A 26,781-nucleotide genomic window follows, 5' to 3' on the forward strand; every position below is an offset into this window, starting at 1 on the left:
GTATCCGAGGTTTGAGGCATTTCGACATTGGAAGATCGGCGCTGCCACTGCGTCAAAAAAATCCATCGCATGTACCGAAACGAAGTGAGCGAATCTCCAGCGCCAATTGGATGGAGTTTTCCTCATGTGTTGCTGGCCGGACGTAGGCGCACGTAAGGTCTGTTGTTCTTGCCGCATCGTCAATGCAAACTGGTGAATGTAAGAATTAATTTCGTTACCTATCTTGCACACCACTGAAGCTTTTAATTTTCTGCAGACGTACCATGCGTTCTTTTTGAAGGAACTCACAATGGCAACACCGTTCTTTGGCAAGCGAGAAAACGAGACACCAACGGGCTTGCGTCATGGCCCGGGAAATGGTTATGGGACCACGGGCACGTCCAGTGCTTCCGGCGCGCTGCAGTCGGGTGCATCGTCCTCAAATGTGAACCAGCAAAACACCGCCAAGGCGGTCAATGAAGCGCCTGCGAGCACGGGAAAAGAAGGCGGCAGCAAGTTGACGGTCGGCCCCAATATCAAACTGAAGGGCGTGGAGATCACGGACTGCGATACGCTGGTGGTCGAAGGCCTGGTGGAAGCCACCATGGATTCGCGAGTGATCCAGATTGCCGAGCAGGGTGCGTTCAAGGGCTCCGCAGAAATCGACGTGGCGGAAATCCGTGGGGAATTCAACGGCAACCTTACAGTGCGGCAGAAACTGGTGATTTACTCGACCGGGAAAGTCACGGGCATCATCCGCTACGGCAAGCTGGTGATTGAAGAAGGCGGCCAGCTCTCAGGCGAGATCCTGTTCGGTGCGCTGGCTGCGGCCAAGCCGGCGAGTGCGGTCAAACCAGGTTTGCAGGCGGTGTAGGAGACTTAAAGCAAAAACAGGGCGCGTTTCTAACGCGCCACCGAAACCTCCACATCACTTTCCTGCTGCTCGCGGCAGGAAAGTGATGCGGGGTTTTCGTGTTCGCCGTTCTGGCTACTGCCACCGGAACGCCAGCGGTACCAGCGCGGAGGCCAGAACCACCTGCAGGCCCAGCGCCAACCCGGCGGAGCGCCCGCGTCGGCATTGACCTGCAAGGCCCGCGCGGCGCCCAGCCCGTGAGATGCCGTGCCCAGCGCAAAACCACGCGGCCCAGCCTGCAGCGTCAACGGGAATTCGCAAGGCGTCAAACAGGTATTTGCCGCTGAGCGCACCCACGAGGCCAGTAACCACGGCAAACACAGCCGCCAGCGCAGGGATTCCGCCGATCTTTTCCGCAATACCCATGGCGACCGGTGCGATGACAGATTTGGGCGCAAGCGACAGGGTAACTTCGACGGGCAAGCCTGCGGCCCATCCCTGCAACAATGCCGATCCGCTGGCCGCAGCACCACCGGCTACGGCCGCAAGCAGCAGCCGACCCCGGCGCAGTTCTTCGCGCCGCAACCATAGTGGCCATGCCAGTGCCACCACCGCAGGGCCGAGCAGGAAATGGATGAACTGGGCGCCCGCAAAATAGGTGGGGTAAGGCACGCCGGTGGCCAGCAGGGCACCGGCCAGGCAGACGACCGTCCAGGTGCAGCATCAGCACGGTCACGAGCAAACCCGCCGAAGTGGACGCCACCACGACCAGCAGCATGCGTGCGCCGTACTGGCTGACCAGTGACGGACGGGTCATCATCCCGACGTCGACGGGCACAAAGAGTAACGAAAGGTGCGAGAGCAAGAAGTCTGCGCACACTGCCACAGGGCTGCGCACCGTGTCTGACTGGAGGCCCGGCAGAAGCAAAACCACGCCAATCACAGGGCCCGAAAACGGCAGGGAAAACCGCGGGAAAGAAGTTCCCCTGCGGACTGAAAAACGAGTAACCAGGCCAAATTCCGCGATGCTGTCATGACATGATTTCCACGGCAGGTGGGTGCACTCTCGATGCGAGGGCAACGCCGGGAATTGCTGGGATGGTCATGGCAATACCCATCTGGAAAGTTTAAGGGCTGGAAAAAAGATCTCCTTGCGGCCACTCCCGCACCGCATTCGCCGCGCCCCACAGTGCCTGGTCGATGTCTTTGAAGAATGCGCGGCGCCCGGATGGGTCCGGCCTGGAATTGAAGGCTACCACCCATGCATAGCCTTGCCGGGTCCGAAGTGCCAGGGTCTGCAGGCCCGGCTGGCTGCCCGTGTGCCACCAGTTATCACCTTTGTCACTCCTGACGACGTGGATGCCTGCCGCATAAAAGCTGCGCGGATTGCCATCTTTTTCCAGCATCGGCTCGCTGCGCATGGTTTGCAACGATTCCTCATTCAGAAGCCGTTTCCCCCGTGCGCCGTCGATCGCCAGGAAAAACTTCAGCACATCTGTTGGCGTTGCAATCCAGGCGCCCAGCGCGTCCATGTTTTCGACGGAGTAGGAGCCGTAAGGGCTGGGCACATTCGCGTTCGTAACACCCGGTGCGCCGCGCTGCAGCGGCTCTCCGGGATACGCGTAGTACTTCGTCTCGCCCTGCCGGCTCTCGGTGCTGCTTGCGGCCTGAAAGCCTTTGCCGGTGGACGGCATCAGAAACTCCCGGCTGCTGAAGGTACGGTAGGACTCGCCGGTGACGACTTCCACAACCCTTCCGAGCATGCAGTAGCCGGTATTGGAATAGGCGAAGCGCTCGCCGGGCGCGAAATCCAGCTTGTCCTGAAGGGAATCCCGGATGATCGCATCGCAGCTGACGGGTGCCACGCCTTGCCGGCGGGCAACGGCTCCGAGCCGGGGCTGAAAAAACGGATCACCAGAGCGCTCCCGATCGAATCCGCCTGAATGCTGAAGCAGGTGCCGGATGCTGATGTCCTTGACGCGCGGGTCGGCGGGGGAGGAGGGTGCTATTCCGGCTTTTTCGAAAAGGGGCAGCACCGGGTCGTCCAGCTTCAGCTTTCCGTCCTCCGCCAGCTTGAGCACCATGACTGCTGTCAAGGTCTTGTTGATGCTTCCCATGCGGAACAGGGTTTGCGGCGTCATGGCTTCCTGCTTGTCCCTGTCGGCATAGCCGTAACCTTTGGCAAGGAGCAGCTTGCCGTCCTTGGCCACGACCAGGCTGGCGCCCGGGACATCGTATTTCTTCATGACTTCCAGCATGGCCTTGTCGAAGGGCTCGAGGTGGGGCAGTGACTGCCCCACCTTGAGGCACCAGCCCCACGGCGAAACGAACGCCAGCAAGGCGCCTGCCAGGCCACGGGAGACCTGGCGGCGCATGGTGGAAAAACCGATGGACAGCGTCGTATGCATTTTTTGGGCCGTGGGTTGCCCGCGCAGTCTATGAGGTTTTCATGCGGCTGCGTCTTTCGCCTAAAAGCGCGGTAAATCGGGGTGCTTGATCTGCCCGCCCCGTACCAGCATTTTTCCGTATTCGGCGCAGCGGTTCAGCGTCGGGATCACCTTGCCCGGGTTGAGCAGGCCTTTGCTGTCGAACGCGCGTTTGACACCGAACATCTGCTCGTTTTCTTCAGCGGAGAACTGCACGCACATGGAGTTGAGTTTTTCCACGCCCACGCCGTGTTCGCCCGTCACGGTGCCGCCCATCGCGACACTGGTTTCCAGGATGTCTGCGCCGAAGAGTTCACAGCGGTGCAATTGGTCGGGATCATTGGCATCAAACAAAATCAACGGGTGCAGATTCCCGTCGCCCGCGTGGAACACATTAGCGCAGCGCAACTGGTATTTCTTTTCCATCTCTGCGATAGCCAGCAGGATGTCGGCCAGGCGCTTGCGCGGGATGGTGGAGTCCATGCACATGTAGTCGGGGCTGATGCGTCCCGATGCGGGGAAGGCGTTTTTGCGGCCACTCCAGAAGCGCAGGCGTTCAGCCTCGTCCTGGCTCACCGCAATGGCCGTGGCGCCACAGCGGCGCAGCACGTCGGTCATGCGGCCGATTTCTTCTTCAACTTCCTCCGGCGTGCCGTCGCTTTCGCACAGCAAGATGGCTTCGGCGGTGAGGTCGTAGCCGGCGTGCACAAAGTCTTCCACTGCGGCCGTCATCGGCTTGTCCATCATCTCAAGGCCGGCGGGAATGATGCCCGCCGCAATTACGGCGGCTACGGCATCGCCGGCTTTGCGCAGGTCGTCAAAGCTGGCCATGATGCAACGCGCCAGCTGAGGCCTGGGTATCAGTTTCACCGTCACCTCTGTGGTCACGGCCAGCATGCCTTCGCTTCCGATGATGACGCTCAGCAGGTCATAGCCTGCTCCATCGAGTGCATCACTGCCGAATTCAACTTCCTCTCCTTCAATGGTGAAGCCTCTGACCTTGAGCACGTTGTGTACCGTCAGCCCGTACTTGAGGCAATGCACGCCACCCGAGTTCTCGGCCACGTTGCCGCCTATGGTGCAGGCTATTTGGCTGGAAGGGTCGGGCGCGTAATAAAGGCCCAGCGGTGCGGCCGCTTCGGAAATGGCGAGGTTGCGCACGCCGCCCTGCACCACGGCCGTGCGGCTGATGGCGTCGAGTTTGAGAATCTTGTTGAACTTGGCCAGCGATAGCGTGACGCCCAGCTTGTGCGGCATGGCACCGCCGGAAAGCCCGGTGCCGGCGCCGCGCGCAACCACCGGCACTTCCAGCGCATGACAGCTCTTGAGCACGGCCTGCACCTGGTCATAGGTCTCGGGCAAAGCCACAACCAGCGGCCGCTGGCGGTAGGCGGTCAGGCCGTCGCACTCGTAAGGTGTGGTGTCTTCGTTGTTCCACAGCAGGGCATGAGCCGGCAACACCGCCCGCAGCGCTCGCACGACCTGCGACTGCCGTTCCGAGCGTTCAAGCTGGCTTTGCTGTTTGAGCGAGGCGGGGGCGTTCATGGTCTGTCTGGCTCCGGGGTTGAAACCAGACTGTAGGGCAAGCGGCGGCGGCCGGGTTGAAGAAATTTAATGCCGGGTGTGAAATGCCGGCCGCCAGAATCCGCTCAAAACGGGAAGAGCTTCAAGACTTCGTTCCCGGAGCCTTGCCGGCGCCGGGCGTGTCGTAAAACTTGACCTTGCCGGTCTTCACGTCGTACATGGCCCCCACGATCAGGATTTCTCCCTTTTGCTCCATCTCGCGCAGGATGGGGCTCTTCTCGCGAATCGTTTCCACTGTGAGATGCACATTGCTCTCCGCCACCATCTCGACAAAGGCATAGTTCTTGGACGTGCGATCCTTGATGTCGGCGGACACCAGGTTCGCGGCTGGCTTGATCTTGCCGATGAGTCCCGTCAGGTTGCCCAATTGGGCGTCGTCGCAAGCACCCTTGATGGCACCGCAGCTGGTGTGACCCATCACCACCAGCAGTTTGGCGCCCATGACTTTGTGTGCGAATTCCAGGCTACCCAGGATGTCTTCGTTGACGATGTTGCCTGCCACGCGTGCGTTGAAAAGGTCACCTATGCCCTGGTCAAACACAATCTCGGCCGGTGCGCGCGAATCAATGCACGACACTATGCTGGCCAGTGGGAACTGGCCGTCCGCGGTGGCCTTCACTTCCTTGAGGTAGTTTTGGTGGCGCGGCTTGCCGGAAACGAAACGCGTATTGCCGGCCTTGAAGCGCGACAGGATTTGCACGGGCGTCACAGCGGCCTGGCACTCCTTGGCGTCCTGGATGGGACAGAAGGTGCCGGGCTTGACGGCCTTGGCCGCGGCCGCCTTACCCTCGGCATGAATCGCAGGCGACAGGGCGAGCATGGAGAGCAGGACGCCGGCCACGCCGACGGCCAATTGATTTTTCCTCATAAGATTTTCCCTCGTTGAACGGGTTGGTTTTTTTGGCTATGTGCAGCCGGCCGGGCCCTCCCCCGGTGTCACGGCCAGCCCATCATAAGCATGAGCCGGTACGGACGCAAAACCACTTATCGGACGGCGTCAGGACCTGTTAGTGCTATTTGTTTACGCAGGATGCGCTGCATGTCAAAGGCCTTGAGCAAGGCACAAAACTCAGGGGCCCCGTCAAGGCTTTGCAACGCCGAGCGGCGGCCTTCTCATTAACAGGCCTTGGGGCCCTAACCCAGGCTTTTGCGCAGCCAGTCGGCAAAAGCCGCGCATTCCCAGCGGTCCATGGTGCCGGTGCGCCAGCACAGGTAATGTGCGTGCGGGCTGGGAATATTACCGGCGAACACTTCGTTGCTGCCCAGCCGCACCAGCGAGCCGTTTTCCAGCCAGGGCGCGCCCAGCTTGAGACGTATCAACGCGATGCCCATGCCGGCCGCGGCGGCATCGCACATCAGGCCGATGTCGTTGAACTGGGAGCCGTCGGTGGGTTCGGGCCAATCAAGTTTGTGGGCGGCAAACCACGTGCGCCATGGCTCCAGCGGCGAGCGCAACAGGCTTTCGCCTTCGAGATCTTCAGCCGCCTCAAAGGGGCCGTGTTCGCGCACAAAAGCCGGTGAGGCGAGCGGCGCGACTTCGTCCTTGCTGAGGCAGACGTGCTCCAGGTCCGCATAGCGGCCGGTGCCGAAGCGCACGATGAGGTCGGCATCCTCGGCCACCACGTCCAGCAGGGGGATGGACACCTGCAGCGTCAGGTCGATTTCAGGATAGGCATCGGTGAACTGGCGCAGGCGTGGAATCAGGATGGAGCGTGCGAACGTGGGCGTGACCGCCAGCCGTAACTTGCGCTTGCCGGGGGCGGCGCTTTGCCCGGCAGCGCCGGGAAATTTCTGCAGTGTGGCCAGGCCTTCGCGCACATGCGCCAGGTATTCGCTGCCTTCGGTGGTCAATGAAAAATCGGCACGGCCAAACAGCTTGGTGCCGATGATCTGCTCCAGCTGCTTGACGCGGTGGCTGACCGCACTGGGCGTGACGCAGAGTTCTTCGGCCGCCTGGGTCACGCTACGCAGCCGCGCCAGCGCCTCAAAGGTCAGCAGGCATTGAATGGGTGGGATTCGGGCAGGAGTAGCCATGTCTACTAGTGAACGCTACGCGTCGTTTGCGACGCTTCTTTGCAAGCAGGAGCCGCGGAACCGGCTTTGCCGGGCCGCAGGCGCAGCGGCCCCCGAGGGGGGCAGGAAGCTACACGCAGTGAGCGACCGTGGGGGCTCATGGCTATTTAAAGATGACAGTCTTGTGGCCGTTCAAAAGCACACGATGTTCACTGTGCCACTTGACGGCGCGTGCAAGTACCCGGCTTTCGGTGTCCTTGCCGCGGGCGGTCAGGTGTTCGACTGTGTCCTTGTGATCAACCCGGGTCACATCCTGTTCGATGATCGGGCCTTCATCAAGGTCTGCCGTAACGTAATGCGCCGTCGCGCCTATCACCTTCACACCGCGTTCATGTGCCTGGTAATACGGTCTGGCGCCCTTGAAGCTCGGAAGCATGCTGTGGTGGATATTGATGGCACGTCCCGAGAGCGAGTTGCACATGTCGTTGCTGAGCACTTGCATGTAGCGCGCCAGCACGACCAGTTCGGCACCCTCTGCCTCGATGATTTCAAGTTGCTTTGCTTCGACCTGCGCCTTGGTGGCCGCCGTCACCGGGATGTGGTGGAAAGGAACGTTGTAGCTTGCCGCCAGCTGGTAAAAATCGCGGTGGTTGCTGATGATGGCGCGCACATCCAGCGGCACCATGCCGGACTTCCAGCGAAACAGCAGGTCGTTGAGGCAATGGCCGTCGCGGCTGACCATGATCACGGTACGCATGGCAGCTTCTGTCGAGTGAAGCTTCCACTTCATGCTGAAAGGTGAGGCGAATGCTTCGAGCTGCACCTTCAGTTCTTCCTGGGTCAGCTGGTCGCAGGCAAACTGAACCCGCATGAAGAAGAGTCCGGTGTCGTGGTCGTTGTACTGCGCAGCTTCCTCAATATTGCCGCCGTTCTGCAACAGGAAGCCAGAGACCGCGTGAACAATGCCCATACGGTCCGGGCAGGACAGGGTAAGGATATAAGCGTGATTCATAGGGGGTGAATTGTCGCAGGTGAAGACTGTGTCTGCCCGGCCGGCGGGCAATTGACGGTGCAGGGCGGCGGCAAGAGTGCCAGAATGCAAGATCAAGCGCTGCTATCCCAGCTTCACTCCTTTCGACGCAGGAAAGAAATCACCATGGCCTACCAGAATTTCAACATGGAGCACCAGTGGCTCCCGTTCACGCCCAACCGCAGCTTCAAAAAAGACCCGCGCGTGTTTGTGGCCGCAGACGGCATGCATTTCACGACGCACGACGGGCGCCAGGTGATCGACGGTATTTCCAGTCTGTGGTGCGTGGGCGCCGGCCACAATCGCAAGCCCATCAACGACGCCATAAAGAAGCAGCTCGATACGCTGGACTACGCGACCGCTTTCCAGGCCAGCAACGACCAGGCCTTCAAGGCCGCCGAGATCATCGCAGGCATGGCGCCCGGCGACCTCAACAAGGTGCTGTTTTGCAATTCGGGCTCAGAAGCCGCGGACACGTCGTTGAAGGTCGCGCTGGCTTACCACCGTGCGCGGGGCGAAGGCCACCGTAATGTATTCATCGGCCGTGAAAAGGGCTACCACGGCGTTGGTTTCGGCGGCATGAGCGTGGGCGGCATTCCGGCCAATCGCAAGGTGTATGGCGCCGCGTTGCTGCCTCGCGTGGACCACATGCGTTTCATTCATGACCCGGTCAACCACGCCTACATCAACGGTACTGAGCCCGTATGGCAGGAAGACCTGCTGCTGGAGCTGGAAAATCGCATCCTGCCGCTGCACGACCCGAGCAACGTGGCTGCCGTCATCGTCGAGCCGGTATCAGGAAGCGCCGGATGGTACCTGCCGCCCAAGGGCTACCTGAAACGCCTGCGCGAAATTTGCGACAAGCACGGCATCCTGCTGATTTTTGATGAAGTTATCACGGGTTTCGGCCGCCTGGGCACCGGTTTCGGGGCGGACTATTACGGTGTGGTGCCCGACATGCTAAATTTCGCCAAATGCGTGACCAACGGTGTCATCCCGCTGGGCGGTGTGATCTGCTCCGACCGCATCTATGACGGCATGATGAATGCCAATGCCGGTGCGCCCGAGCATGCCGTGGAGTTCTTTCACGGCTATACCTACTCCGGCCACCCGGTCGCTTGCGCGGCCGCAATCGCGACGCTGGAGCTGTTCAAGGAAGAACAGTTGTATGAACGTGCCGGCCAGATGGGCAAGGTATTGGGCGACGCGATGCACAGCGGCCTGAAGGGCCTGCCCAATGTGATCGGTATTCGCAGCCTGGGGCTGGCCGGCGCGGTCGAGCTGGCGCCGGTGGCGGGTGTGCCGGGCAAGCGTGCCTATGACATCTTCATGGACTGCTTCCACAACGGTGTGCTGGTGAGGCCGGCGGCTGACAACGTCGTGGTCTGCCCACCCTACATCGTCGAAAAAGAACATATCGACCGCATCGTCAATGTGGTTGCCGACGCCATCCGCAAAAACGCTTGATTCACCGATGGAGGAGCCTCAAAAGGCTCTTCAGGGTTTGGGTACCAGCTGCTTCTGCAGGCCCGCGCAATAGTCGGTCTCCGGGAGCGGGGCCGTTGCCCACACCGCATCGAAAGCGTCTGCCCTCTCGGCATTCGCAGGGTTCCCGGCAAGCAGGCGCACTACTTTGGCTTTTATGTCCGTCGGCAGATGCAGCGGTACGCCCAATTGCCGGTTCGCATGGCCGCTTCCGGCCAGCAGCAGCACTGTCTTGCCGGGCAGCACGGCCTGCCCCAGGGTGTTGGCCATGGTGATGTCCTTGGCAATCTGGATACGTGTCATGGGCGTGATCTGGCTCTCGGGCAACAGGTTGCAGTGGCCGAGACGGATCAACTGCTGTTGGGCTTTGAGGGCGGGGCCTGGCAAGCGGGCGTCAAGCCGGCTGTCAGCCATGCTGTCTGGCATCTGCACCCGGGGCAGATTGGCGCCCATCACGGGGACACCGGCGCGCACCGCGGTCATCACGGCAGGACCGTAGGCTGTCCAGGGCCAGCCCTTGTCGTTCCAGTTGAGCGCATTGCGGGCCTGCTGCTCGGTGGCACTGGGCCTGAGCGCGGAAGTGCTTGCACCCGTGTCGGCCATCTCAAGGGCTACGGCAGCCAGCACCCCTTTGGCCGCCAGGGCGGCGACCACCTGTTGTTCGATTGTCTGGTGCTCAACGGCATCGTGCTGCTCCCCGAGGATCAGGACGTCGGCAGGGAGCAGCGCCTCCAGCCGGGTGGATGTTTGTGCGGCTTCGCTGCCCTGCGCCTGCAGAATGGGTGCTTCAGGCCGGCCCGCGCAACCGCCCGCCAAAGCCATCGTGGCAGTGCAGACAAGGCATGCCAAAGCACGAGGGGTGAAGAAATGGCGCATCGGTGGATACTACCGCTTCCAGCGGCTTCTGTTCCGCGCCGTTAAGCTCTGCCATGCCTTCCTTGCCCCACCGCGCCGCCCAGTCCCCGCCCGTGCGTGTCGTCCTGACCTTGTTGCTGGCCTGGGGTGCCGCTTCTTTGTGTATTGCGCTGCGCACGCCTTTGCCCTGGATGATCGGCCCCTTGCTGGCGACGGCGGTGGTCTCCATGCTGGGCGGACCCACGGCCAGCTGGACGCCGCTGCGCAACGTCGGGCAATGGATCATCGGTTGTGCATTGGGGTTGTACTTCACGCCGCAGGTGGTGGCGTTGCTGGGGGGCCTGTGGTGGGCGATTGCGCTGAACATTGTGTGGGCACTGGTATTGGGCCTGGCTTTCGGGTCATGGCTCTACGGCGTGCATCACGGCCCGGGTCGCCTGCATGTTGCTGGCCTGTCACGCATCACCACCTATTTCGCGGCGCCTATTGGCGCCGCATCGGAAATGACGCTGATGGCAGAGCGCCACGGTGCGCAAACCGATCTGGTGGCGTCGGCGCACAGCCTGCGGGTGTTGCTGGTCACATTGGTCATTCCTTTCGGATTTCAATGGGCGGGGCTGCATGGGTTGGACGCTACTTTGCCGGGTGCGCGCGTGGTTCAACTGCCGGGCCTTGTCCTGCTGGCCTTGTTGACGGGTGCCGGTTGTTGGGTCATGCTGAAACTCGATCGCACCAACCCCTGGTTTATCGGTGCGCTACTGGTGTCGCTGCTGCTCACGGCCTGCGGCGTCACGCTGTCGGCCTTGCCGCAAGGCATGACCAATGCAGCGCAGCTGGTCATCGGCATCAGCCTGGGCGTGCGGTTCACCCGCAGATTTGTGCACGTGGCGCCGCGCTGGCTGGGTTCGGTGGCGCTGGCGACGGTGGGAATGATTGGGTTGTGCGCCGCTTTTGCATGGGGGCTGGCTCAGTTTGCCGATCTTCACTGGGCCACCTTGCTGTTGGGCACCTCACCCGGCGGTATCGCCGAGATGGCCATTACGGCCAAAGTGCTGCAACTGGGTGTGCCAGTGGTCACGGCATTTCATGTCACCAGGCTGGCCGCCGTGCTGGTGCTGGCCGAGCCTATGTACCGTTGGTTTTACGAAGCCGAGTCATAAGCTCGCCCCGTCCAGGCTCACTGCGTGTAGCCCGTTCCCCCTTCCAGGGGCGGCGCCTGCGGTCTGGCAAAGCCAGTCCCGCAGCACCCACTGGTCGTTCTTGCAGAATTCTTTAAGCCAGAAGTGAGCGACTGCGGGGCTTAATGAAGTGAAATTGGGGTGTTGGCCAGCCCGCTGTAGCCTTCCAGCGTGTCTTCGATTTCTTCTTGCGTGGGGGTGTTTTGCGCCCAGGCGCTCAAGCGCTGCTGGAACATTTCAGCCCAGGATCCATCCAGATAGACCTCTTTGCCCGAACGTTTGTCGACGATTTCGAAGCCATGCCGGGCCAGTTGCGGAACGGCCGGGACAGGCGCGGATTCTTCCGGCGCATTGGCGTGAATCTGCATGACAGCAAAAGATTCCGAGTCGTAAAGCATTTGCATGGTGTAGGTCCTTTAGCTTCAGATAGCAACGATGAGGCCAAGTTCAAGGGCTCGGGGGGTTAAGTGCGAAAGCATGCGGTAAAGGCGCGTAGTGCGTGTAAAACCGCACATAAAACGGGCACCTCCGTGCGGCATAACAACGCCGGTTGGTTGAACTCAGCTCTTGGTGATCGCGCTGAGCTGCTGGTCAATGAAATCCCCGTTCTGCTGGGTGATCCTGCTGCGAACGGGAAGATACCCCAGTGACGGGGCATACCATAGTTCCACTTTCTGATCGAACTCACGCCGGGGCTGACGAGTGAGTTTGAGCGTATTCAGCTCGCCATAGGGAAGTGCCATTTTCTCTTCGCCTTCCACCCGGAAAGTCCAGGTGTCTGCATCCCGCGGTCCCACGGTGTAAATCGAAATGGTGGAGCCCGCCGGAAAGCCGGTGGGGTTGCCCGCGAGCATGGCAGCCAGCTGGATGAAGACGCTGACCCGGTCCTGCGCACCCTTGATCCAGGGGGCCGCCGGCGTATTGGCGCTGAAGATGATCTGCCCCTTGTCTGCTTCAAAATGCGCGGCCACTTCGCTTCTTGATTTGTCCGAAAAACGGGTCGGCGCCAGGCCTTCCGGACCCACCTGCCCGGTGCTTGCCATGCTGCGTGAACCCAGAAACAGTGCGCTGACGCGCATGGAGGCGCTGTAGTTGTTGCCTGAATAGCGCCATCCCAGTTCTGCGTCTGCGTGGTAGTTCAGGCCTTTTGCGCTGCCGGTCATTTTGTATTCCAGTCGCGCGCTTTCCGGCAAGACCACCGCCGTCACCGCCGACTGGCCTGGTTCGGCTATCGCGGGGGCGCTGGCAGCCGCAATTGTGGGCGTCGCCTGCGCGGGCAGGCTTTCCGGATTTTTTGCCTCGGGTGCGCTGGATGTCATCACCTCGGAAGAGGGCGTTGCTATTAAATCAGTAGCAGGTTGCGCTGGATTTTCCTGGGCTTCAACGGGTTTCTTCCTAAAAATCCTGGGTTTTGGAGGCGGCGTGGAGGGCGCGGGTGCCAGCGCTGTCGGTGCAGGAGACGGTGCGATGCTGCGCGTTGCGAAGGCCGGGCTGCGAGGGGAGGTGGCAGTTTGCTCGGGGCCGAATCGTACCGGCGACGACTTCAGCATCAGCGTGTGGACAGCCAACACCCCTGCAGCCAGCGCTGCAAGCACACGCCAGCGAGGCGCCGAAGGATAGCGGTCGGTGGACGTGGTCACGCCTGTGTGAATCCAAGATCACCGGAAAGTTGCCGGGCGGCGGCGGCCAGCGGCCGTGCCACCGCGCCGTCCCAGTCCGGATCAAACGTTGCAAGCGAACCCAGCGCCACAATGCCGAGCGCGAGGTGGCCGTCGGCATCGAACACCGGCGCACAGAAGCCGGCTACGCCGGGCAGCAGGGTATTGACTGCCCGCGCCATGCCGCGGCGGCGGATATCTTCCAGCAAGGCATTCAGCTCGGCCATGGTGGCGGGAACATCTTTTCGCGCCAGCTTCTGGTTGCGTGTCAGTTCAGCCCTGACCAGCAGCGCCAGCCGCCCCTGTGGTTTGGCTTTAGCCTTGGGCCGGCTGGAAGACAAAAATGCGGCAAAGCACAAGCCCGTGGCGGACGACAGCAGCGGCATGACATCGCCCAGCCGCAGATTAACCGTCGCAGACTGCGGCGATTCTTCCCAGTGGACGAGGGTCGGTCCCTGGTTGCCCCAGACCGCCAGTGCCAGGGTCTGGCCGGTTTGCACCATCAGGCGCGGCATGAGCTGGCGGGCCAGCTTCACGCTGTCCAATCTCGAAAGGGCAGCGAGTCCTAACTTGAGCGCAGCCGGGCCGAGGTCGTATCGGGCGGTTGCCTCGTCCTGGACGACCAGTGCCAGCCGCTGAAAACTGACGAGATAACGGTGCGCCTTGGCCGCGCTCATGCCCGCTGCGGCTGCCAGGTCGCGAAGCATCAGCGGGCCGGGTGAGGTAGAGAGTGCCTCCAGTAAGCTGAAGCCAACCTCGACCGACTGGATACCCGCGCGTTGCGGCGGCAGGCTGCTGCGTGCTGTGGCGGGTGTGCCTGGGCTTGCTTTCATGGCTTGTCTAGAATTTCGGGTTAGCCGTCGGTCAATGAATGCAGGGATCGTAACGCGAGGGGGCGCAATGCCGGCCGGTCGCCAGCCACGGCACAATTGACCCTTCGGTAACACCGACAGCCACCAATCAGGATATTGATGAAACTTGCCACTTACAAAGACTCTTCACGCGACGGCCAGCTGGTCGTGGTGTCGCGCGATCTTTCAACAGCCCATTATGCGACGGGCATCGCGGGCAAATTGCAGCAGGTGCTGGACGACTGGAACTTCATGTCGCCGCAGTTGCAGGACCTGTACGAAACATTGAACCAAGGCAAGGCACGGCACGCTTTCCCGTTTGAGCCGTCGCGCTGCATGGCGCCATTACCGCGCGCCTACCAGTGGGCAGACGGCTCGGCCTACATCAACCATGTGGAACTGGTGCGCAAGGCGCGCAACGCCGAAGTGCCGGAAAGTTTTTACACCAACCCGCTGATGTACCAGGGCGGCAGCGATGATTTCATTGGGCCCTGCGACGATGTGGTGGTGGCGAGCGAGGAGTTCGGCATTGACTTCGAGGCCGAGATCGCCGTGATCACCGGCGATGTGCCCATGCGCGCCACCCCCGAGCAGGCGCTGGAAGGCGTGCGCCTGCTGATGCTGGCCAACGACGTGTCCTTGCGCAACCTGATTCCCGATGAGCTGGCCAAGGGCTTCGGTTTCTTCCAGAGCAAACCGGCAACCGCTTTCAGCCCGGTTGCCGTTACGCTGGACGAAGTCGGCGACGCCTGGGACAAGGGCCGCCTGCACATGACGCTGCAAAGCACCTGGAACGGCCGCAAGGTCGGTATGTGCGAAGCCGGCCCCGAGATGACATTCAGTTTCGGCCAGCTGATTGCCCATATCTGCAAGACCCGCAACGTCCGTGCCGGCAGCATCATCGGTTCAGGCACCGTCAGCAACAAGGACTGGAGCCACGGCTACAGCTGCATCGCCGAAAAGCGCGCGATCGAAACCATCGAGGATGGCAAGCCCAAAACCGAGTTCATGAAATTCGGCGACACCATTCGCATTGAAGCCAAAGGCAAAGACGGGCAATCGGTGTTTGGCGCGATTGACCAGAAGGTTGTAGCCTTGGTCTGAGCCGCGCAAAGGGGCCTTCCCTGCCAGCATGAGCCGCGGAACCGGCTTTGCCGGGCCGCAGGCGGGCGGCCCCCTCGGGGAGCGTGGGGGCTCTATTTTTTATCTGGAATACGCTTTTCTTGAGCCGTCTTCAAAGACGGCATCGTCGCGCAGCAGCTTGCCGTCATCGTCCCAGGCCTTTTCGCGCGTGATGCGGCCGCGCTCGTCGTAGCTCGATTCGGCTACCAGCCTGCCGGCTTCGTTAAAACGCTGATGCGTACCCTGGGGCAGTTGCCGGTAGCGGTTGGAGGCTGTGTAGCGGCCGGTGGCGGCGATTTTTCCGCTGTCGAAGAAGTCGGTAGTCTGCAGCCAGGCGGTGTCGCCTTCACCACCGTACTCGGTTTTGCTGCGCGGCTGGCCGTTCAGGTAGTAAGTCTGGTCGCTGACCGGCTTGCCGGCCGACCAGCGCCTGTCGCGCGTCAGCGCGCCGCTGTCGGCGAACTCCTGCTCGCGTTCCTTGAACGAGGTTTTTGACGGGTTGGCTTCCAGCAGCCACTGGACTTCGCGGCGTTTCACGCCGGCATTGTTGAAATAGCGTTCAGTGCGAATGTTGCCCGATACTTCATCCAGGTAATCTGGTTTTCCACCGTCACCCAGCGTTTCATGGCGAATTCGTTTACCGGCCAGGTAACTGCTGCTGCCGTTCAATATCCCCTTGCCGCTGAACAGTTCGACCTTCGAGGTACCCCCCGAAAAACCGCACCAGCGGGCATCGTCTGCCGCCGGTGCGAGCAATGGCTTGTCGCCGCAACGCAAAGCCTGCAACTGGCCGCGGTCATTAAATTCGGCATACGCCTGCTCTACGCTACCGCCTGCGCGTGGCCCGTAAAACACGATGCGCCGCAATTGTCCATTGGTGTGAAAGCTGCGCGCCAGGCCGGCCTCGGTGCCGTTTTCGTAGACGGAGTCGCGCAGCACCTGGCCGTCCGGTGCGAATTCGCGCGCGCGGCCATGGCGGTTGCCACGCTCGTTTTCGCTGTATTCCCGCTGCAGTTTGCCGTTCTGGTAGTAGCGCATCAAGCCCATGAACTTGCCGCCCTGCAGCTCCTGCTCGCGCACCAGCTGTCCGGAGTCGCGGTCCTTGCAGCGCATGATGCCGGTCTTGCCGGCGGTGGTGCCGCCGTGGTTTGGGTTGACGCTTTCGCCGCTGACTTCACAATCCTGCACGGCATGCACCGAGGCTGAGGCCAGCGCGCAGGCACAAAGAAGGGCCAGGCGCTGCGCGGCGTTCTTCATGACGTGGCTCCGGTCTGGGTGATGAACAGCCGTATACCGCGCAGGAACATTTCAACTGAAATGGCCACAAGGATCAGGCCCATCAGGCGCTCGAAAGCCATCATGACGCGGTCGCCCGCCACCCGCTGGATCCGCTCGGACAGCACCAGCACCACGGCGCACACCGCCATGGTCACGCACAGCGCCGCGATCCATTCGAGCCGCCGTGCCGGCGCCTGGGACACCAGCAGCATGACCGTGGCCAGCGCCGAAGGGCCGGCCAGTGCGGGAATCGCCAGCGGCACAATCAGCGGCTCGCCCTGCAGCGGCGCGGCCTCGGGCTGGTCCGACGGGAAAATCATGCGCAGCGCGATCAGGAACATGACCACCGCGCCGGCAATCTGCAGCGACAAATCGCTGAGGTTCATCAGGCGCAGGAAGCCGTCGCCGACAAACATGAAGGCCAGCAGCAGCAAAAACGCGATCAGCACCTCACGCAGGATGACGCGCATGCGCCGCTCCGGCGCCACACCCTTCAGGGCATTGACAAAAATCGGAATGTTGCCGAACGGATCGGTGATCAGCAGGAGCAGCACCGTGGCGGAAGCAAAGGTATAGGCCATATATATCTCAGGCCGGGTTGGCCGAGTAAAGGGCTTCAAGTGATTGGAAACCCTTGATCTCGATGGGGTTGCCGAAGGGGTCGCAGAAAAACATGGTCCATTGCTCGCCGGCTTCGCCGGCAAAGCGCACTTGCGGCTCCAGCACAAACTCCATGCGGGCCGCCTGCAGGCGCTGCGCCAGGGCCTGCCAGTCGGCCAGGGCAAGCACCAGGCCGAAATGCGGCATGGGAACGAGCTTGTCGCCGACATGGCCGGTGCGCTCCGTCTTGAACGGTTCGCCCAGGTGGAGCGACAGCTGGTGGCCGAAAAAGTCGTAGTCGACCCAGGTAGGGGCCGAGCGGCCTTCCGCGCATCCCAGGATCCCGCCATAAAACTGGCGGGCCACGTTGAGGTCTCTGACATTGAAGGCAAAGTGAAAGAGGCTTTTCATGGTGCAAGCTTATCAGGGCATTGTCCGAAAGAGACGCTTTTGCAGCCTGGCCGGCAACAGGCATGGCGCCAGGCCTGCCGATGAATGCTATGAAATAGATAGCTGCTTGCGCTTGTCAATAAAGGTCTGTGGGTGTTTTTTGCTTGAATCCGTATCGAGACCGGTTCGACCCTGGTGTTTGCCTGGTGAAAACACAAAAAGCGGTTGACGCGCTGCTGCGGCGTTGCACAATGAAGGCGTGCGCTGGATCATCCAGCCGCCCGATGCAAATCGTGCACAACCTGCCAGGAGACATTCATGAGTGACGCGGACAACCCTTCTTTCCCCGGTTTCGGCAAGCTGGTGCCCGGTTTTGACTTTTTGCAGAACCTGGCCAAACAGGCGGCAGGCAGCGCCACACAAAGCATTCCGCAGTTGCCCAACCTCGGCAACTGGGTAGCGCCCACGCTGAATGTTGAAGAGCTCGACAAGCGCATCGATGAACTCAAGGCCGTCCAGTTCTGGCTCGACCAGAACGCCACAGCGCTCAAGGCGACCATCCAGGCGCTGGAGGTGCAGAAAATGACGCTGGCTACCCTCAAAGGCATGAACTTCAACATGGGCGACGTGGCCAATGCCTTCAAGCTCAAGGTGGCCGACAGCGTGGCCGGTGGCGTGCAGCGTGTGGCCGACAAGGCCCGCACGTTTTCGGGGCTGGAGGTTCCGCCAACGAGCTTTGGCGCAGACAAGCCGGCCGCAAAATCCAAGCCACCCGCCGCGGCCAAGGCCGGCGCGCAGCCGGCCGGCGTGGTGGACCCGATGCAGTGGTGGGGCGCGCTGACCCAGCAGTTCCAGACGATTGCGGCAGATGCCATGAAGGATGCCGCCAAAAAAACGGCCATGGACACTACCAAAAGCCTGGCGACCGGCCTTGCCAAGGACGCGATGAAGACCGCCACCGGCATGGCAACGGGCATGGCCCGCAACATGGCGGAGTCCGCCGGTAAAACCGTGGCGGGCGGCGCACGCGCGGCCATGAACACGGCCCTGCGCAGCAGCCAGGCCTGGCCTACACCGGCCGCCGGCAAAACTGCCGCCAAAACGAAACCCAAGGCCAAGGCGCCAGCGCGCAAGGCTGCAACCAAAACCGCACGCAAAACCACGCGTTGATACAGGCTGACTTTTCACTGAATTTCACCAGGACCCCATGAAGCTTTTTCCCTACGGCCACGCCACCCATCCGCAATGGCAGATGGCGGCAGGCCTTGTGCTGGCGCAACTGCGCGCCTACCTCGCATTGCCCGGCTACGCCAAATCGCCCACGCTGGCGCTGCTCTACATCACCGATCACTATGCGGCACATGCGCAGGACATTCTTGACCACCTGAGCGCCGAATTGCCCGACATCACCGACTGGAGCGGCACGGTGGGTGTGGGTATCGCCTCCAACAACGTCGAGTACTTTGACGAGCCGGCGCTCACCGTCATGCTCTGCGAGCTTCCGCACGACCAGTACCGTGTGTTCTCCGGGGTGTCGCCCTTGCCCCCGGCCAGCCAGGGAAGGTTCAAGGCGCATACGGCGCTGGTGCATGCGGACGCCGGAACGCCCGACGTTGCCGAACTGATCGACGAAATGGCACAGCGCACCGGCAGCGGCTATGTGTTTGGCGGCCTGGCCTCCAGCCGCTCCAGTACGGTGCAGTTTGCCCTTAGCGGGCATGGCAATGTCAAGGGGCAGGGCGCGGCCGGCGGTGTCTTCACCGGGGGGCTCAGCGGTGTGGCTTTTGGCCAGGGCGCGGCACTGATGTCGCGCATTACCCAGGGGTGCCGGCCCGTGTCTGCGCATCATGAAATCACAGCCTGCGAGTCCAATGTGGTGACGGAGCTCGATGGCCAGCCGGCACTGGAGGTGATGCTGGCGGACCTGGACGTGTCGCTTGATGAGCCGCGGGAGGCCCTGGCCAAGGTGCGGACCACGCTGGTCGGCCTGAGCCGCCCGGCAGACGTTCCCCATGACGGCGCCGGCCGGCACGGCCAGTTTGGCGCAGAGGTACTGGTACGCCACCTGATCGGGCTGGATCCGGCGCGCAAGGGTATTGCCATTGCGGAGGTGCCCGTCGTGGGCATGAAGCTGGCTTTCTGCGAACGCAACATGGAAGCCGCGCGCGCCGACCTGGTGCGTGTGTGCGCCGAGATTCGTGAAGAGCTGGAACCGGAAGAAGTTACGCTGGAAGTTGCCAGCGCCTTGAGTGCGTCAGAGGCCGAATCCGCGCCGCACGCGGCCCGGCGCATAGCCGGCGCGGTGTATGTCAGTTGCTCCGGCCGTGGCGGCCCGCACTTCGGTGCGCCCAGTGCCGAACTGCAGATCGTGCGGCGGGCCCTGGGCGATGTGCCGCTGGTTGGCTTTTTCGCCGGCGGCGAGATCGCCCGGCACCACCTTTACGGCTACACCGGTGTGCTGACGGTGTTTACGTCGCCTGGATAGGCTTACCCCTATCGGACGCTCACTGCGTGTAGCGCCTTTTCCCCTTCCAGGGGACGGGCTCCTTGCGGCCGGCAAAGCCGGACCGCGGCCCCCGCTTGCTCGACGGTAAGGGACTTACGAAACCTGGGCTTCAAGCAGCTCCACCGGATCGCCGTAACGCGCCGCCAGTGCCACCACTGACGGGTCGCGCAGCGCGCACAAAAAACCGTCCTTGATCAGGGTCTGATTACCTGCAGTCACGGTGCCGTCCAGCGTGATGAGGTCCATGTGCACCGGCGGCTCTTCCCAGTCAGGCATGACGCGGCGTATGTAGTCGCTGGGTTGTGCCAGGTCGATGCCGAAGTGCAGCGCGCCGGGCGCGTTCGAGCCGGCTGGGTACACCGTGTGGCGCGGTGCCTTGGGGTTGAAACCGCAGCCGCCGCCTTCGATCATTCGGCCGCCGACCAGCATCTCGCGCAGGATCACCGCTTCTTCTGAAATTCCATCGACCGAGGAAATCGTGTCGCCTTCAAAATGCACGGCGATTTTTTCCTCAAACGGTTTGGCAAAACCGACCGCCCATTGCGGGTAAAGCACGCCCGCCATGGGCACCACGGCCTTGAAATCATTTTTGACCGAGTTGTGATCCCACAGATTGGGGCCGTGTGTCGGCAGGTAGTGCACATAACAGCCGTCTTCCTCGGCTGTCATCTGGCCGCGCCAGCGGTTGGTGGCCAGCTGGCTGGCGCGCATCGCCTGCGTGAAGCTGATGCGGAAGTCGCTGCCGCGAGAGTCGGTGAAGCGCAAGTCGAAATCGCCTTCGATCGGGTAACGGCTGGCCGTTTGGCGGATGATCTCGCCGATGAGGTCGACCGGAAAGCGCGCCTGCGGCGTGTGCAGCAGGTCCAGGTTGCGAAAGTAGGTGATCTTGACCCAGCGCTGGCCGGCGCGGCGCAGGTTGATGCACAAAGGGTCGAGGATGGAGCAGAACCAGGTAGACACCACAAAAGTGGCCTTCTTCAGCATGGCGTGCACTTCTTCAGGTACGGCGGTCACTTGCGTGCTCGGCTCCATATAAATGCGCGCCTCGGCGCCGCGCGATTTGGCAATACCGATCACGGCGTCGATCACACGCGGGTCCAGCAGAGGGTCGGCCAGCATCAGGACCCAGTCCCCGGGGCGTATCGCCATCACGCGCGAGAAGTTGTCCAGCGCCTGGAAGAAGTATTTGGTGTCGGTCAGATTTGCAGCGACCGGGATGGGCAGGCCAACGTAGGTGGAGGTGGGGTTCATCGTGCTTCTGATGGAAATTGCATGCATAAATCAGTCTTGCAGGTTGCAATTCGCTGAATATTATCAGTAAACTCCGAATTTTCTTAGCCAACTAATATAATTGCGTGCAATAGGCCGCGGGCGGCGATCTGAACTGAATACCAGCAGGCCCCGCGGAACCGGCTTTGCCGGGCCGCAGGGGGCCGCCCCTTTGAGGGGGGGACGGGCTACACGAAGTGAGTCCCGGACGGGGGTGTTCGTCGTAAATTAGCGAAGGCCTCGAACTCCCAGCTCCGCATGGCCAGCAGCAAGGTGAATCCTTCGCGGTCCTTGTCGCCCAGCTTCTGGTCGGTCTGGTGCTGTTGGGCAAAGTCCTGCGCCACCCGCTGCATGCGCTCAAGGAACGAAGGCGCCAGGCCGCGGCTGATGGAGCCGTGCACCAGCAACAGGCCTTCGCCGTTGCCGTCAAATCCACCGGAAAAATAGTCAAGCAGGGCGTTTTCGCGGAAGTAGTCCATGACCGGCCCGTGTGGTCGCCAACGGAAGGTCTTGGCGAGCTTGAGCCGGTAGCGGTTCAGCGGCTTGAGCTCGATGATGCCGATACGGTCCAGTTGCGCAAGGTATTTGATGCACTCGGCTTCGGTCAGCCGGTAACTGGTGGTGATTTGCTCCAGCGTCCATTGCGACAGCACACAGATGGCGGCCAGCAACAGCTTCTTGTCGGCCACCACGGCTTTTTCCTGTGCTTCGGTCAGCTCCGCCAGCAGCGGCTGGGTGTCGGCGATGCGCCTGGCCAGGTCGGCAAAGTCCAGCTTGAGCGCGCGGCAGATCGCGTCGATACGCGAGAGGGGCATATCGCCCCTGGCCAGCATGCGCTTGACGCTTGACTCGGCCATGCCAAGTTTGACGGCCAGGTCGGCGTACGTCATGCGCGCAGCCTTGAGCTCTTTTTTGAGGGCGGTGATCAGATCTGCGGTAGTGCTCATGAGTATCGATTATCGGTACTTTAAGGCTGAACGGTGAGAACTGGTTCTAATTTCGGTGCTTTTTTCGGGACATGGCCTGCACAGTGCGGCTTCATTCACACAGGAGCTGCCCCATGCCAATCAGCCTAAAAACCGCCCACCGCCGTGTTGTGCCACCGCCTTCCTGGTTCGCACAGATGAAGGTATCGGGCTGGAACGCACCGGCCTGCCGCCGCGAATCCGCGCTCGCCGGCGTGTTGCTTGCGATGCTGGCGGCGGCATTGCTGGGGCCGTCGGTGGCGCAGCCTTTGCACTATCACGACTTCGCCGACCAACGAGCCTGGGGATGGTTGCCGCATGCGATGGACGTCCTCAGCAACCTGCCGTTCGTGCTGTGGGGCATGGCGGGTGCCTGGGCCCTTGTGCGTGCCGTGAAGGCGCGGGCTGTCAGCGCCGCAGCCGCAGGTTTCGCAGGGCTGTTCTTTTCCGGCTTGGCCCTCACCTCCGTGGTTTCTGCGGCCTACCATCTGCAGCCGGGAGATGCCGGGCTGGTCTGGGATCGCGGCGGCATGGTGTTTGCCTTCGCCGGCCTGCTCGGGCTTGGCACCATGCAGGCCGTCAGCACCCGTGCCGGTATGGCGGTTGCTGCAATGGTCCTCGTTCTCGGACCGTTGTCCGTGCACCTGTGGTCGCAGACGGGCAATGTGCTGCCCTGGGCCGTTTTGCAACTCGGTGGCATGTTGCTGATTGTCGGCGTCGCCTGTTTGCGGCCCACGCTGGCAGGGCGGGTGTTGCCCATCCGCTGGATGCTGGTGGTGGCCATTTATGCGCTGGCCAAGCTGCTCGAGCTGGGTGACCACGCGGTGTTCGAATGGACGGGTCAGCTGGTTTCGGGCCACACCCTGAAGCACGTGGTGGCCAGTTGTGCTGCCTGGCCCGTCGTTGCGGCGCTTCTGGACGCCCGGAAATTCAAGGCAGAATCCACAGCAGCATTCAAAAACAGAGCAGGCAGGCCATCTCGCCACAGCTTGCCGCACAACAACTGAAAAGAGGAGTCAAGCATGCCTGTTGATATGGCCGCCGCGGTGTCGCCACCCCCCGTTCACGAGCATCCGAACCAGTTCGCGCTCCTCAAGCAGCGCCGCTTCGCCCCTTTCTTCTGGACGCAGTTTTCAGGCGCGGCCAACGACAACCTTTTCAAGTTTGCCTTCACCGTGATGGTGACCTACCAGCTCAGCGTGAGCTGGCTGCCTCCCGCGCTGGCGGGGCTGGCCATCGGAGCATTGTTCATCTTGCCGTTTTTGCTGTTCTCTGCTACCAGCGGGCAGCTCACGGACAAGTTCGAGAAGACGCGCGTGATCCGTTTTGTCAAAAACCTGGAAGTGGTGATCATGCTGATCGCTGCGGTCGGCTTCATGAGCAGCAACGCCAATGTCCAGGTGCCCGTGCTTTTGGGGTGCACGTTTTTGATGGGGCTGCATTCCACGATATTCGGCCCGGTCAAATTTGCCTATCTGCCGCAGGCGCTCAACGAGCGCGAGCTGACCGGCGGCAACGGCATGGTTGAGATGGGCACCTTTGTGGCCATTTTGTTGGGCCAGGTGGTGGGTGGGCTGATGGTGGCCGTACCCCAGGTCGGGCCGGACTATGTGGCCATTGCATGCATCGGCCTCGCACTGGTTGGCCGGCTTGTCTCGCAGTTCATTCCGCTGACGCCTGCGACTGACCCGGGCCTGAAAATCAACTGGAACCCGGTGACAGAAACCTGGCGCAACCTCAAGCTTGCCAACGGCAACCTGGTGGTGTTCCGCTCCATGCTGGGTATCAGCTGGATGTGGTTTTTTGGCGCGGTATTCCTGAGCCAGTTTCCGAGTTTTGCCAAAGAGGTGCTGCACGGCAATGAACAGGTGGCGTCTTTGCTGCTGGTCGTTTTCTCCATCGGCATCGCGACCGGATCGCTGCTCTGTGAGGTGCTCAGCAAACGCCACGTCGAGATAGGGCTGGTTCCTGTGGGAGCCATCGGCATGAGCGTGTTTGCGGTTGACCTTTACTTCGCCTCGCGCGGCTTGCCGTCAGCGCCCGTCATGACCTTGGGCGCCTTCATGTCGCAGCCTGCGCATTGGCGCGTAATGATCGACCTGGCCTTGCTCAGCCTCTTTGCCGGCCTTTACAGCGTGCCGATGTACGCGCTGATCCAGTTGCGCAGCCAGTCCACGCACCGGGCGCGCATCATCGCGGCCAACAACATTCTCAATGCGCTGTTCATGATCGTCAGCGCCATCCTGGCCGGCGCCCTGCTCAAGGCCGGGTTCAGCATTCCGCAAATATTCCTGTTCGTTGGACTGGCCAATGCAGTGGTGGCGTTCTACATTTTCATGCTGGTGCCCGAGTACCTGCTGCGTTTTATCGCACTGATTGCTTCGCGCCTGGTCTACCGCTTCAAGATCACCGGTGACGACAACATCCCTGCCGCCGGCGCCGCCGTGCTGACCTGCAACCACGTCAGCTTTGTCGACCCGGTGCTGCTGATGGCCGCCAGCCCGCGCCCCATCTACTTTGTGATGGACCACCGCATCTTCAAAATGCCGGTTCTGGGCTGGCTGTTCCGGCTGGCCAAGGCGATCCCGATTGCACCGCGGACGGAAGACCCGGCGTTGTACGAGGCGGCTTTCGAAGCCGCCGCCAAGGTGCTGCGTGACGGCGATTTGCTCGCAATATTTCCCGAGGGCGGTATTACAAAAAATGGCGAACTGCAGGAGTTCAAAGGCGGCGTCATGAAGATTCTGGAGAATGCCCGGCGTGATGGTGTGCAGGTCAATGTGGTGCCGATGGCGCTGACCGACTTATGGGGTTCATTTTTCAGCCGCGCCGAAAAAGGAGTCGCCATGACCAGACCCTTTCGGCGCGGGCTCTTCAACCGGGTGGGCCTGAATGTAGGCATGCCAATTGCTGCGGACAAAGTGGAGCCTTCGGATCTGAGGGCGAAGGTGGAACAACTTCTGGGACAGGACAAGACATGACTGCGCTTCAATTTTTTAAAGCTGGCGGCAGGATTTCTCGCGGTGGCTTCTGGCTGCATGGCCTCATCGCGTGGGCGGTTTTGTACCTGGCCTGGGCAGCCGCAGGGCCGGCCCCTTCGGTGGTGCTGGCCTGGCTCATCAATGGTCCGGTACTGGCGGCGCTGATATTGCTCTGCATCCGGCGCCTGCATGACCGTAATCGTTCGGGCTGGTGGCTGCTGCTGGTCCTGGTGCCGGTGGCCGGTGCGTTGTGGCTGGCGTGGCAACTGGCCTTCAGGCGCGGCCTGCCGCAAGACAATCGCTGGGGCCCCGACCCGTTGGCGCCGCGCGGCGACTATCTGGTGGTGCGGTAGAGGATGACGCGGGACCACAACATGCACAACAACACTTTGATCGTGAACGATGTGACCGGCCTCAACCCGGTTGCCGTCTGGGCCATCAGCAAACCCAAAACCGTGGAAGAGGTGTGCGATGCCGTGCGCCGTACCGATGGCCCGCTGTCGGTGGGCGGTGGGCATTTCAGCATGGGCGGGCAGACTGCCAGCCCCGGCAGCCTGCACCTGGACATGCGTGAACTCAACCAGATCATCCGCTTTTCGCCGATGGAGAAAACCATACGCGTGCAGGCTGGCATTCGCTGGTGCGACATCCAGCGCTTTGTCGATCCGCACGACCTTGCTGTGAAAATCATGCAGACCTATGCCAATTTCACGGTAGGTGGCGCACTCAGTGTGAACTGCCATGGCCGCTACATGGGCCTGGGTGCAGTGGTGATGTCGGTGCGGGAGATCCGGGTGGTGCTGGCCGACGGTAGCGTGCAGGATGCTTCGCCTTCCGTCAATGCGGAACTCTTTTACGCTGTGATCGGCGGCTATGGCGGTGTGGCCGTGATCGTTGAGGCCGAACTGGACCTGGCGGACAACACCAAGGTCAAGCGGCTGGCCCGCAAGATGAGCGCGGCCGAATACATCAGCCACTTCAAGGCCAAGGTCAGGTATTTCCAGGACGCGGTCTTTCACAATGCCGACCTGTACCCGCCGCATTACCGCAAGGTGCGCTCCGTCACCTGGGCGCGCACTGACGAAGCCACCACCGAGCCAAGACGTTTGCAGCAAGGCGGCGAAACCTACTCTGTGAACCGCTACTTTGTATGGGCCGTGACCGAGACCCCCTTGGGTAAATGGCGGCGCGAATACCTGATCGACCCCCTCCTCTATTTTTTCCGCAAGGTGCACTGGCGCAACTTCGAGGCGGGTTACGACGTGGCGGAGCTTGAGCCGGCTTCGCGCAAGTACACGACCTATGTGCTGCAGGAATACTTCATTCCGGTGGAGCGGTTTGACGACTTCGTGCCGATCATGGCGGAAATCCTGCAGCGCTATCGCGTCAATGCGCTTAACGTGTCGGTGCGGCATGCGCGGCCCGACCCCGGCACCCTGCTGGCCTGGGCCCGGGGTGAGACCTTTGCGTTTGTCCTCTATTACAAGCAGCGCACCCGGGACAACGCCATCAACCGCGTGTCGGTCTGGACGCGCGAGCTGATTGATGCGGCCATCAGTGTCGGCGGCAGCTACTACCTGCCCTACCAGCCGCATGCAACGCCGGAGCAGTTCCACGCCGCCTATCCGCGGGCCAAAGAGCTGTTCGCCCTGAAACGCAAGCTCGATCCGCAGTTCCGCTTGCGCAATGTGCTCTGGGACAAATACTACGCCCCCACATTGAACCCCACGCTGAACGATTCCAACACCTGAACGACAG

Annotated in this window: 25 protein-coding genes and 1 pseudogene; 10 read left to right on the forward strand and 16 right to left on the reverse strand. The window is 61.7% G+C overall.

Annotated elements, in window-relative coordinates; translation table 11 throughout:
• Nucleotides 1–289 precede the first annotated feature (289 nt).
• Nucleotides 290–853 (forward strand): bactofilin family protein, encoded by a 564-nt coding sequence (locus AC1DY9_RS10030; RefSeq protein WP_457281477.1) that lies wholly within the window; start codon nt 290–292, stop codon nt 851–853.
• A gap of 114 nt (nt 854–967) precedes the next feature.
• On the opposite strand, the gene AC1DY9_RS10035 is transcribed toward AC1DY9_RS10030, so the two are convergent.
• The 7 genes and pseudogenes from AC1DY9_RS10035 to purU form a co-directional block, all read right to left on the reverse strand.
• Nucleotides 968–1,504, reverse strand: a complete 537-nt coding sequence (locus tag AC1DY9_RS10035; RefSeq protein ID WP_477666441.1) for an LrgB family protein — start codon at nt 1,502–1,504, stop codon at nt 968–970.
• A gap of 40 nt (nt 1,505–1,544) precedes the next feature.
• Nucleotides 1,545–1,867 (reverse strand): annotated as a pseudogene (locus tag AC1DY9_RS10040) (CidA/LrgA family protein); the annotation flags it as partial.
• Nucleotides 1,868–1,959: 92 nt separating this feature from the next.
• A complete protein-coding gene (locus AC1DY9_RS10045) occupies nt 1,960–3,240 on the reverse strand; it encodes a serine hydrolase domain-containing protein (protein ID WP_477666442.1) in 1,281 nt (426 codons plus the stop codon).
• Nucleotides 3,241–3,300: 60 nt separating this feature from the next.
• Nucleotides 3,301–4,803 (reverse strand): FAD-linked oxidase C-terminal domain-containing protein, encoded by a 1,503-nt coding sequence (locus AC1DY9_RS10050; protein WP_477666443.1) that lies wholly within the window; start codon nt 4,801–4,803, stop codon nt 3,301–3,303.
• A 121-nt stretch (nt 4,804–4,924) separates the two neighbouring features.
• Nucleotides 4,925–5,710: a carbonic anhydrase family protein gene (locus tag AC1DY9_RS10055; protein ID WP_477666444.1), complete on the reverse strand. Its 786-nt coding sequence runs from the start codon at nt 5,708–5,710 to the stop codon at nt 4,925–4,927.
• A 266-nt stretch (nt 5,711–5,976) separates the two neighbouring features.
• A complete protein-coding gene (locus AC1DY9_RS10060; protein ID WP_457281472.1) occupies nt 5,977–6,876 on the reverse strand; it encodes a LysR substrate-binding domain-containing protein in 900 nt (299 codons plus the stop codon).
• Between the two features lie 142 nt (nt 6,877–7,018).
• Nucleotides 7,019–7,867, reverse strand: coding sequence for a formyltetrahydrofolate deformylase (purU, locus tag AC1DY9_RS10065; RefSeq protein WP_457281471.1), 849 nt, complete (start codon nt 7,865–7,867; stop codon nt 7,019–7,021).
• 144 nt (nt 7,868–8,011) lie between these two features.
• Between purU and aptA the strand changes: the two genes are divergently transcribed.
• Entirely contained in the window at nt 8,012–9,352 is a 1,341-nt protein-coding gene (gene aptA, locus AC1DY9_RS10070) for an omega-aminotransferase AptA (protein WP_457281470.1), read from the forward strand.
• A 30-nt stretch (nt 9,353–9,382) separates the two neighbouring features.
• Here the strand turns inward: aptA and AC1DY9_RS10075 are convergent, their stop codons facing one another.
• Nucleotides 9,383–10,219: a ChaN family lipoprotein gene (locus tag AC1DY9_RS10075; protein ID WP_477666445.1), complete on the reverse strand. Its 837-nt coding sequence runs from the start codon at nt 10,217–10,219 to the stop codon at nt 9,383–9,385.
• An 80-nt stretch (nt 10,220–10,299) separates the two neighbouring features.
• Here AC1DY9_RS10075 and AC1DY9_RS10080 point away from each other — a divergent pair, with 80 nt between their 5' ends.
• A complete protein-coding gene (locus tag AC1DY9_RS10080; RefSeq protein WP_477666446.1) occupies nt 10,300–11,385 on the forward strand; it encodes an AbrB family transcriptional regulator in 1,086 nt (361 codons plus the stop codon).
• Nucleotides 11,386–11,525: 140 nt separating this feature from the next.
• Here the strand turns inward: AC1DY9_RS10080 and AC1DY9_RS10085 are convergent, their stop codons facing one another.
• The 3 genes from AC1DY9_RS10085 to AC1DY9_RS10095 all read right to left on the reverse strand — a co-directional run bounded on the left by AC1DY9_RS10085 (nt 11,526) and on the right by AC1DY9_RS10095 (nt 13,852).
• Nucleotides 11,526–11,807: a BTH_I0359 family protein gene (locus AC1DY9_RS10085; RefSeq protein ID WP_457281467.1), complete on the reverse strand. Its 282-nt coding sequence runs from the start codon at nt 11,805–11,807 to the stop codon at nt 11,526–11,528.
• Between the two features lie 156 nt (nt 11,808–11,963).
• On the reverse strand, nt 11,964–13,043 hold the full coding sequence (locus tag AC1DY9_RS10090) for a DUF3108 domain-containing protein (protein ID WP_477666447.1): 1,080 nt from the start codon (nt 13,041–13,043) through the stop codon (nt 11,964–11,966).
• Nucleotides 13,040–13,852: an IclR family transcriptional regulator gene (locus AC1DY9_RS10095; RefSeq protein ID WP_477666758.1), complete on the reverse strand. Its 813-nt coding sequence runs from the start codon at nt 13,850–13,852 to the stop codon at nt 13,040–13,042. Before AC1DY9_RS10095 ends, AC1DY9_RS10090 begins: the two co-directional genes overlap by 4 nt.
• Before the next feature lie 180 nt (nt 13,853–14,032).
• On the opposite strand from AC1DY9_RS10095, the gene AC1DY9_RS10100 reads away from it, so the two are divergent.
• Nucleotides 14,033–15,016, forward strand: a complete 984-nt coding sequence (locus tag AC1DY9_RS10100) for a fumarylacetoacetate hydrolase family protein (RefSeq protein WP_457281465.1) — start codon at nt 14,033–14,035, stop codon at nt 15,014–15,016.
• Between the two features lie 99 nt (nt 15,017–15,115).
• Here AC1DY9_RS10100 and AC1DY9_RS10105 read toward each other — a convergent pair whose 3' ends face one another.
• From AC1DY9_RS10105 to AC1DY9_RS10115, 3 genes are read right to left on the reverse strand one after another with little or no spacing between them, the layout of a single operon-like run.
• A complete protein-coding gene (locus AC1DY9_RS10105) occupies nt 15,116–16,291 on the reverse strand; it encodes a toxin-antitoxin system YwqK family antitoxin (RefSeq protein ID WP_457281464.1) in 1,176 nt (391 codons plus the stop codon).
• On the reverse strand, nt 16,288–16,893 hold the full coding sequence (locus AC1DY9_RS10110) for a MarC family protein (RefSeq protein WP_457281463.1): 606 nt from the start codon (nt 16,891–16,893) through the stop codon (nt 16,288–16,290). The genes AC1DY9_RS10105 and AC1DY9_RS10110 overlap by 4 nt, the downstream gene beginning before the upstream one ends.
• Nucleotides 16,894–16,900: 7 nt before the next feature.
• Nucleotides 16,901–17,323, reverse strand: coding sequence for a VOC family protein (locus tag AC1DY9_RS10115; protein WP_457281462.1), 423 nt, complete (start codon nt 17,321–17,323; stop codon nt 16,901–16,903).
• A 297-nt stretch (nt 17,324–17,620) separates the two neighbouring features.
• On the opposite strand from AC1DY9_RS10115, the gene AC1DY9_RS10120 reads away from it, so the two are divergent.
• Both AC1DY9_RS10120 and AC1DY9_RS10125 read left to right on the forward strand, forming a co-directional pair.
• A complete protein-coding gene (locus tag AC1DY9_RS10120) occupies nt 17,621–18,472 on the forward strand; it encodes a PhaM family polyhydroxyalkanoate granule multifunctional regulatory protein (protein WP_457281461.1) in 852 nt (283 codons plus the stop codon).
• 37 nt (nt 18,473–18,509) lie between these two features.
• Nucleotides 18,510–19,787: an FIST signal transduction protein gene (locus AC1DY9_RS10125; protein ID WP_457281460.1), complete on the forward strand. Its 1,278-nt coding sequence runs from the start codon at nt 18,510–18,512 to the stop codon at nt 19,785–19,787.
• A gap of 114 nt (nt 19,788–19,901) precedes the next feature.
• On the opposite strand, the gene AC1DY9_RS10130 is transcribed toward AC1DY9_RS10125, so the two are convergent.
• Both AC1DY9_RS10130 and AC1DY9_RS10135 read right to left on the reverse strand, forming a co-directional pair.
• The gene (locus AC1DY9_RS10130) at nt 19,902–21,059 is read right to left on the reverse strand and encodes a hypothetical protein (RefSeq protein ID WP_457281459.1); all 1,158 of its coding nucleotides are present in this window, start codon (nt 21,057–21,059) and stop codon (nt 19,902–19,904) included.
• Nucleotides 21,060–21,265: 206 nt separating this feature from the next.
• Complete coding sequence (locus tag AC1DY9_RS10135; protein WP_457281458.1) at nt 21,266–22,024, reverse strand: helix-turn-helix domain-containing protein; 759 nt, start codon at nt 22,022–22,024, stop codon at nt 21,266–21,268.
• 113 nt (nt 22,025–22,137) lie between these two features.
• Between AC1DY9_RS10135 and AC1DY9_RS10140 the strand changes: the two genes are divergently transcribed.
• From AC1DY9_RS10140 to AC1DY9_RS10155, 4 genes are read left to right on the forward strand one after another with little or no spacing between them, the layout of a single operon-like run.
• Nucleotides 22,138–23,049 carry a hypothetical protein gene (locus AC1DY9_RS10140; RefSeq protein WP_457281457.1) on the forward strand — a complete coding sequence of 304 codons (912 nt, stop codon included), beginning with the start codon at nt 22,138–22,140 and terminating at the stop codon, nt 23,047–23,049.
• Between the two features lie 15 nt (nt 23,050–23,064).
• Nucleotides 23,065–25,023: an MFS transporter gene (locus tag AC1DY9_RS10145; protein WP_457281456.1), complete on the forward strand. Its 1,959-nt coding sequence runs from the start codon at nt 23,065–23,067 to the stop codon at nt 25,021–25,023.
• Complete coding sequence (locus AC1DY9_RS10150; RefSeq protein ID WP_457281455.1) at nt 25,020–25,376, forward strand: DUF805 domain-containing protein; 357 nt, start codon at nt 25,020–25,022, stop codon at nt 25,374–25,376. Before AC1DY9_RS10145 ends, AC1DY9_RS10150 begins: the two co-directional genes overlap by 4 nt.
• 21 nt (nt 25,377–25,397) lie before the next feature.
• Nucleotides 25,398–26,774 carry an FAD-binding oxidoreductase gene (locus tag AC1DY9_RS10155; protein ID WP_457281454.1) on the forward strand — a complete coding sequence of 459 codons (1,377 nt, stop codon included), beginning with the start codon at nt 25,398–25,400 and terminating at the stop codon, nt 26,772–26,774.
• The last annotated feature ends 7 nt before the right edge of the window (nt 26,775–26,781 follow it).

The organism is Polaromonas sp. P1_F6 (assembly GCF_056405695.1).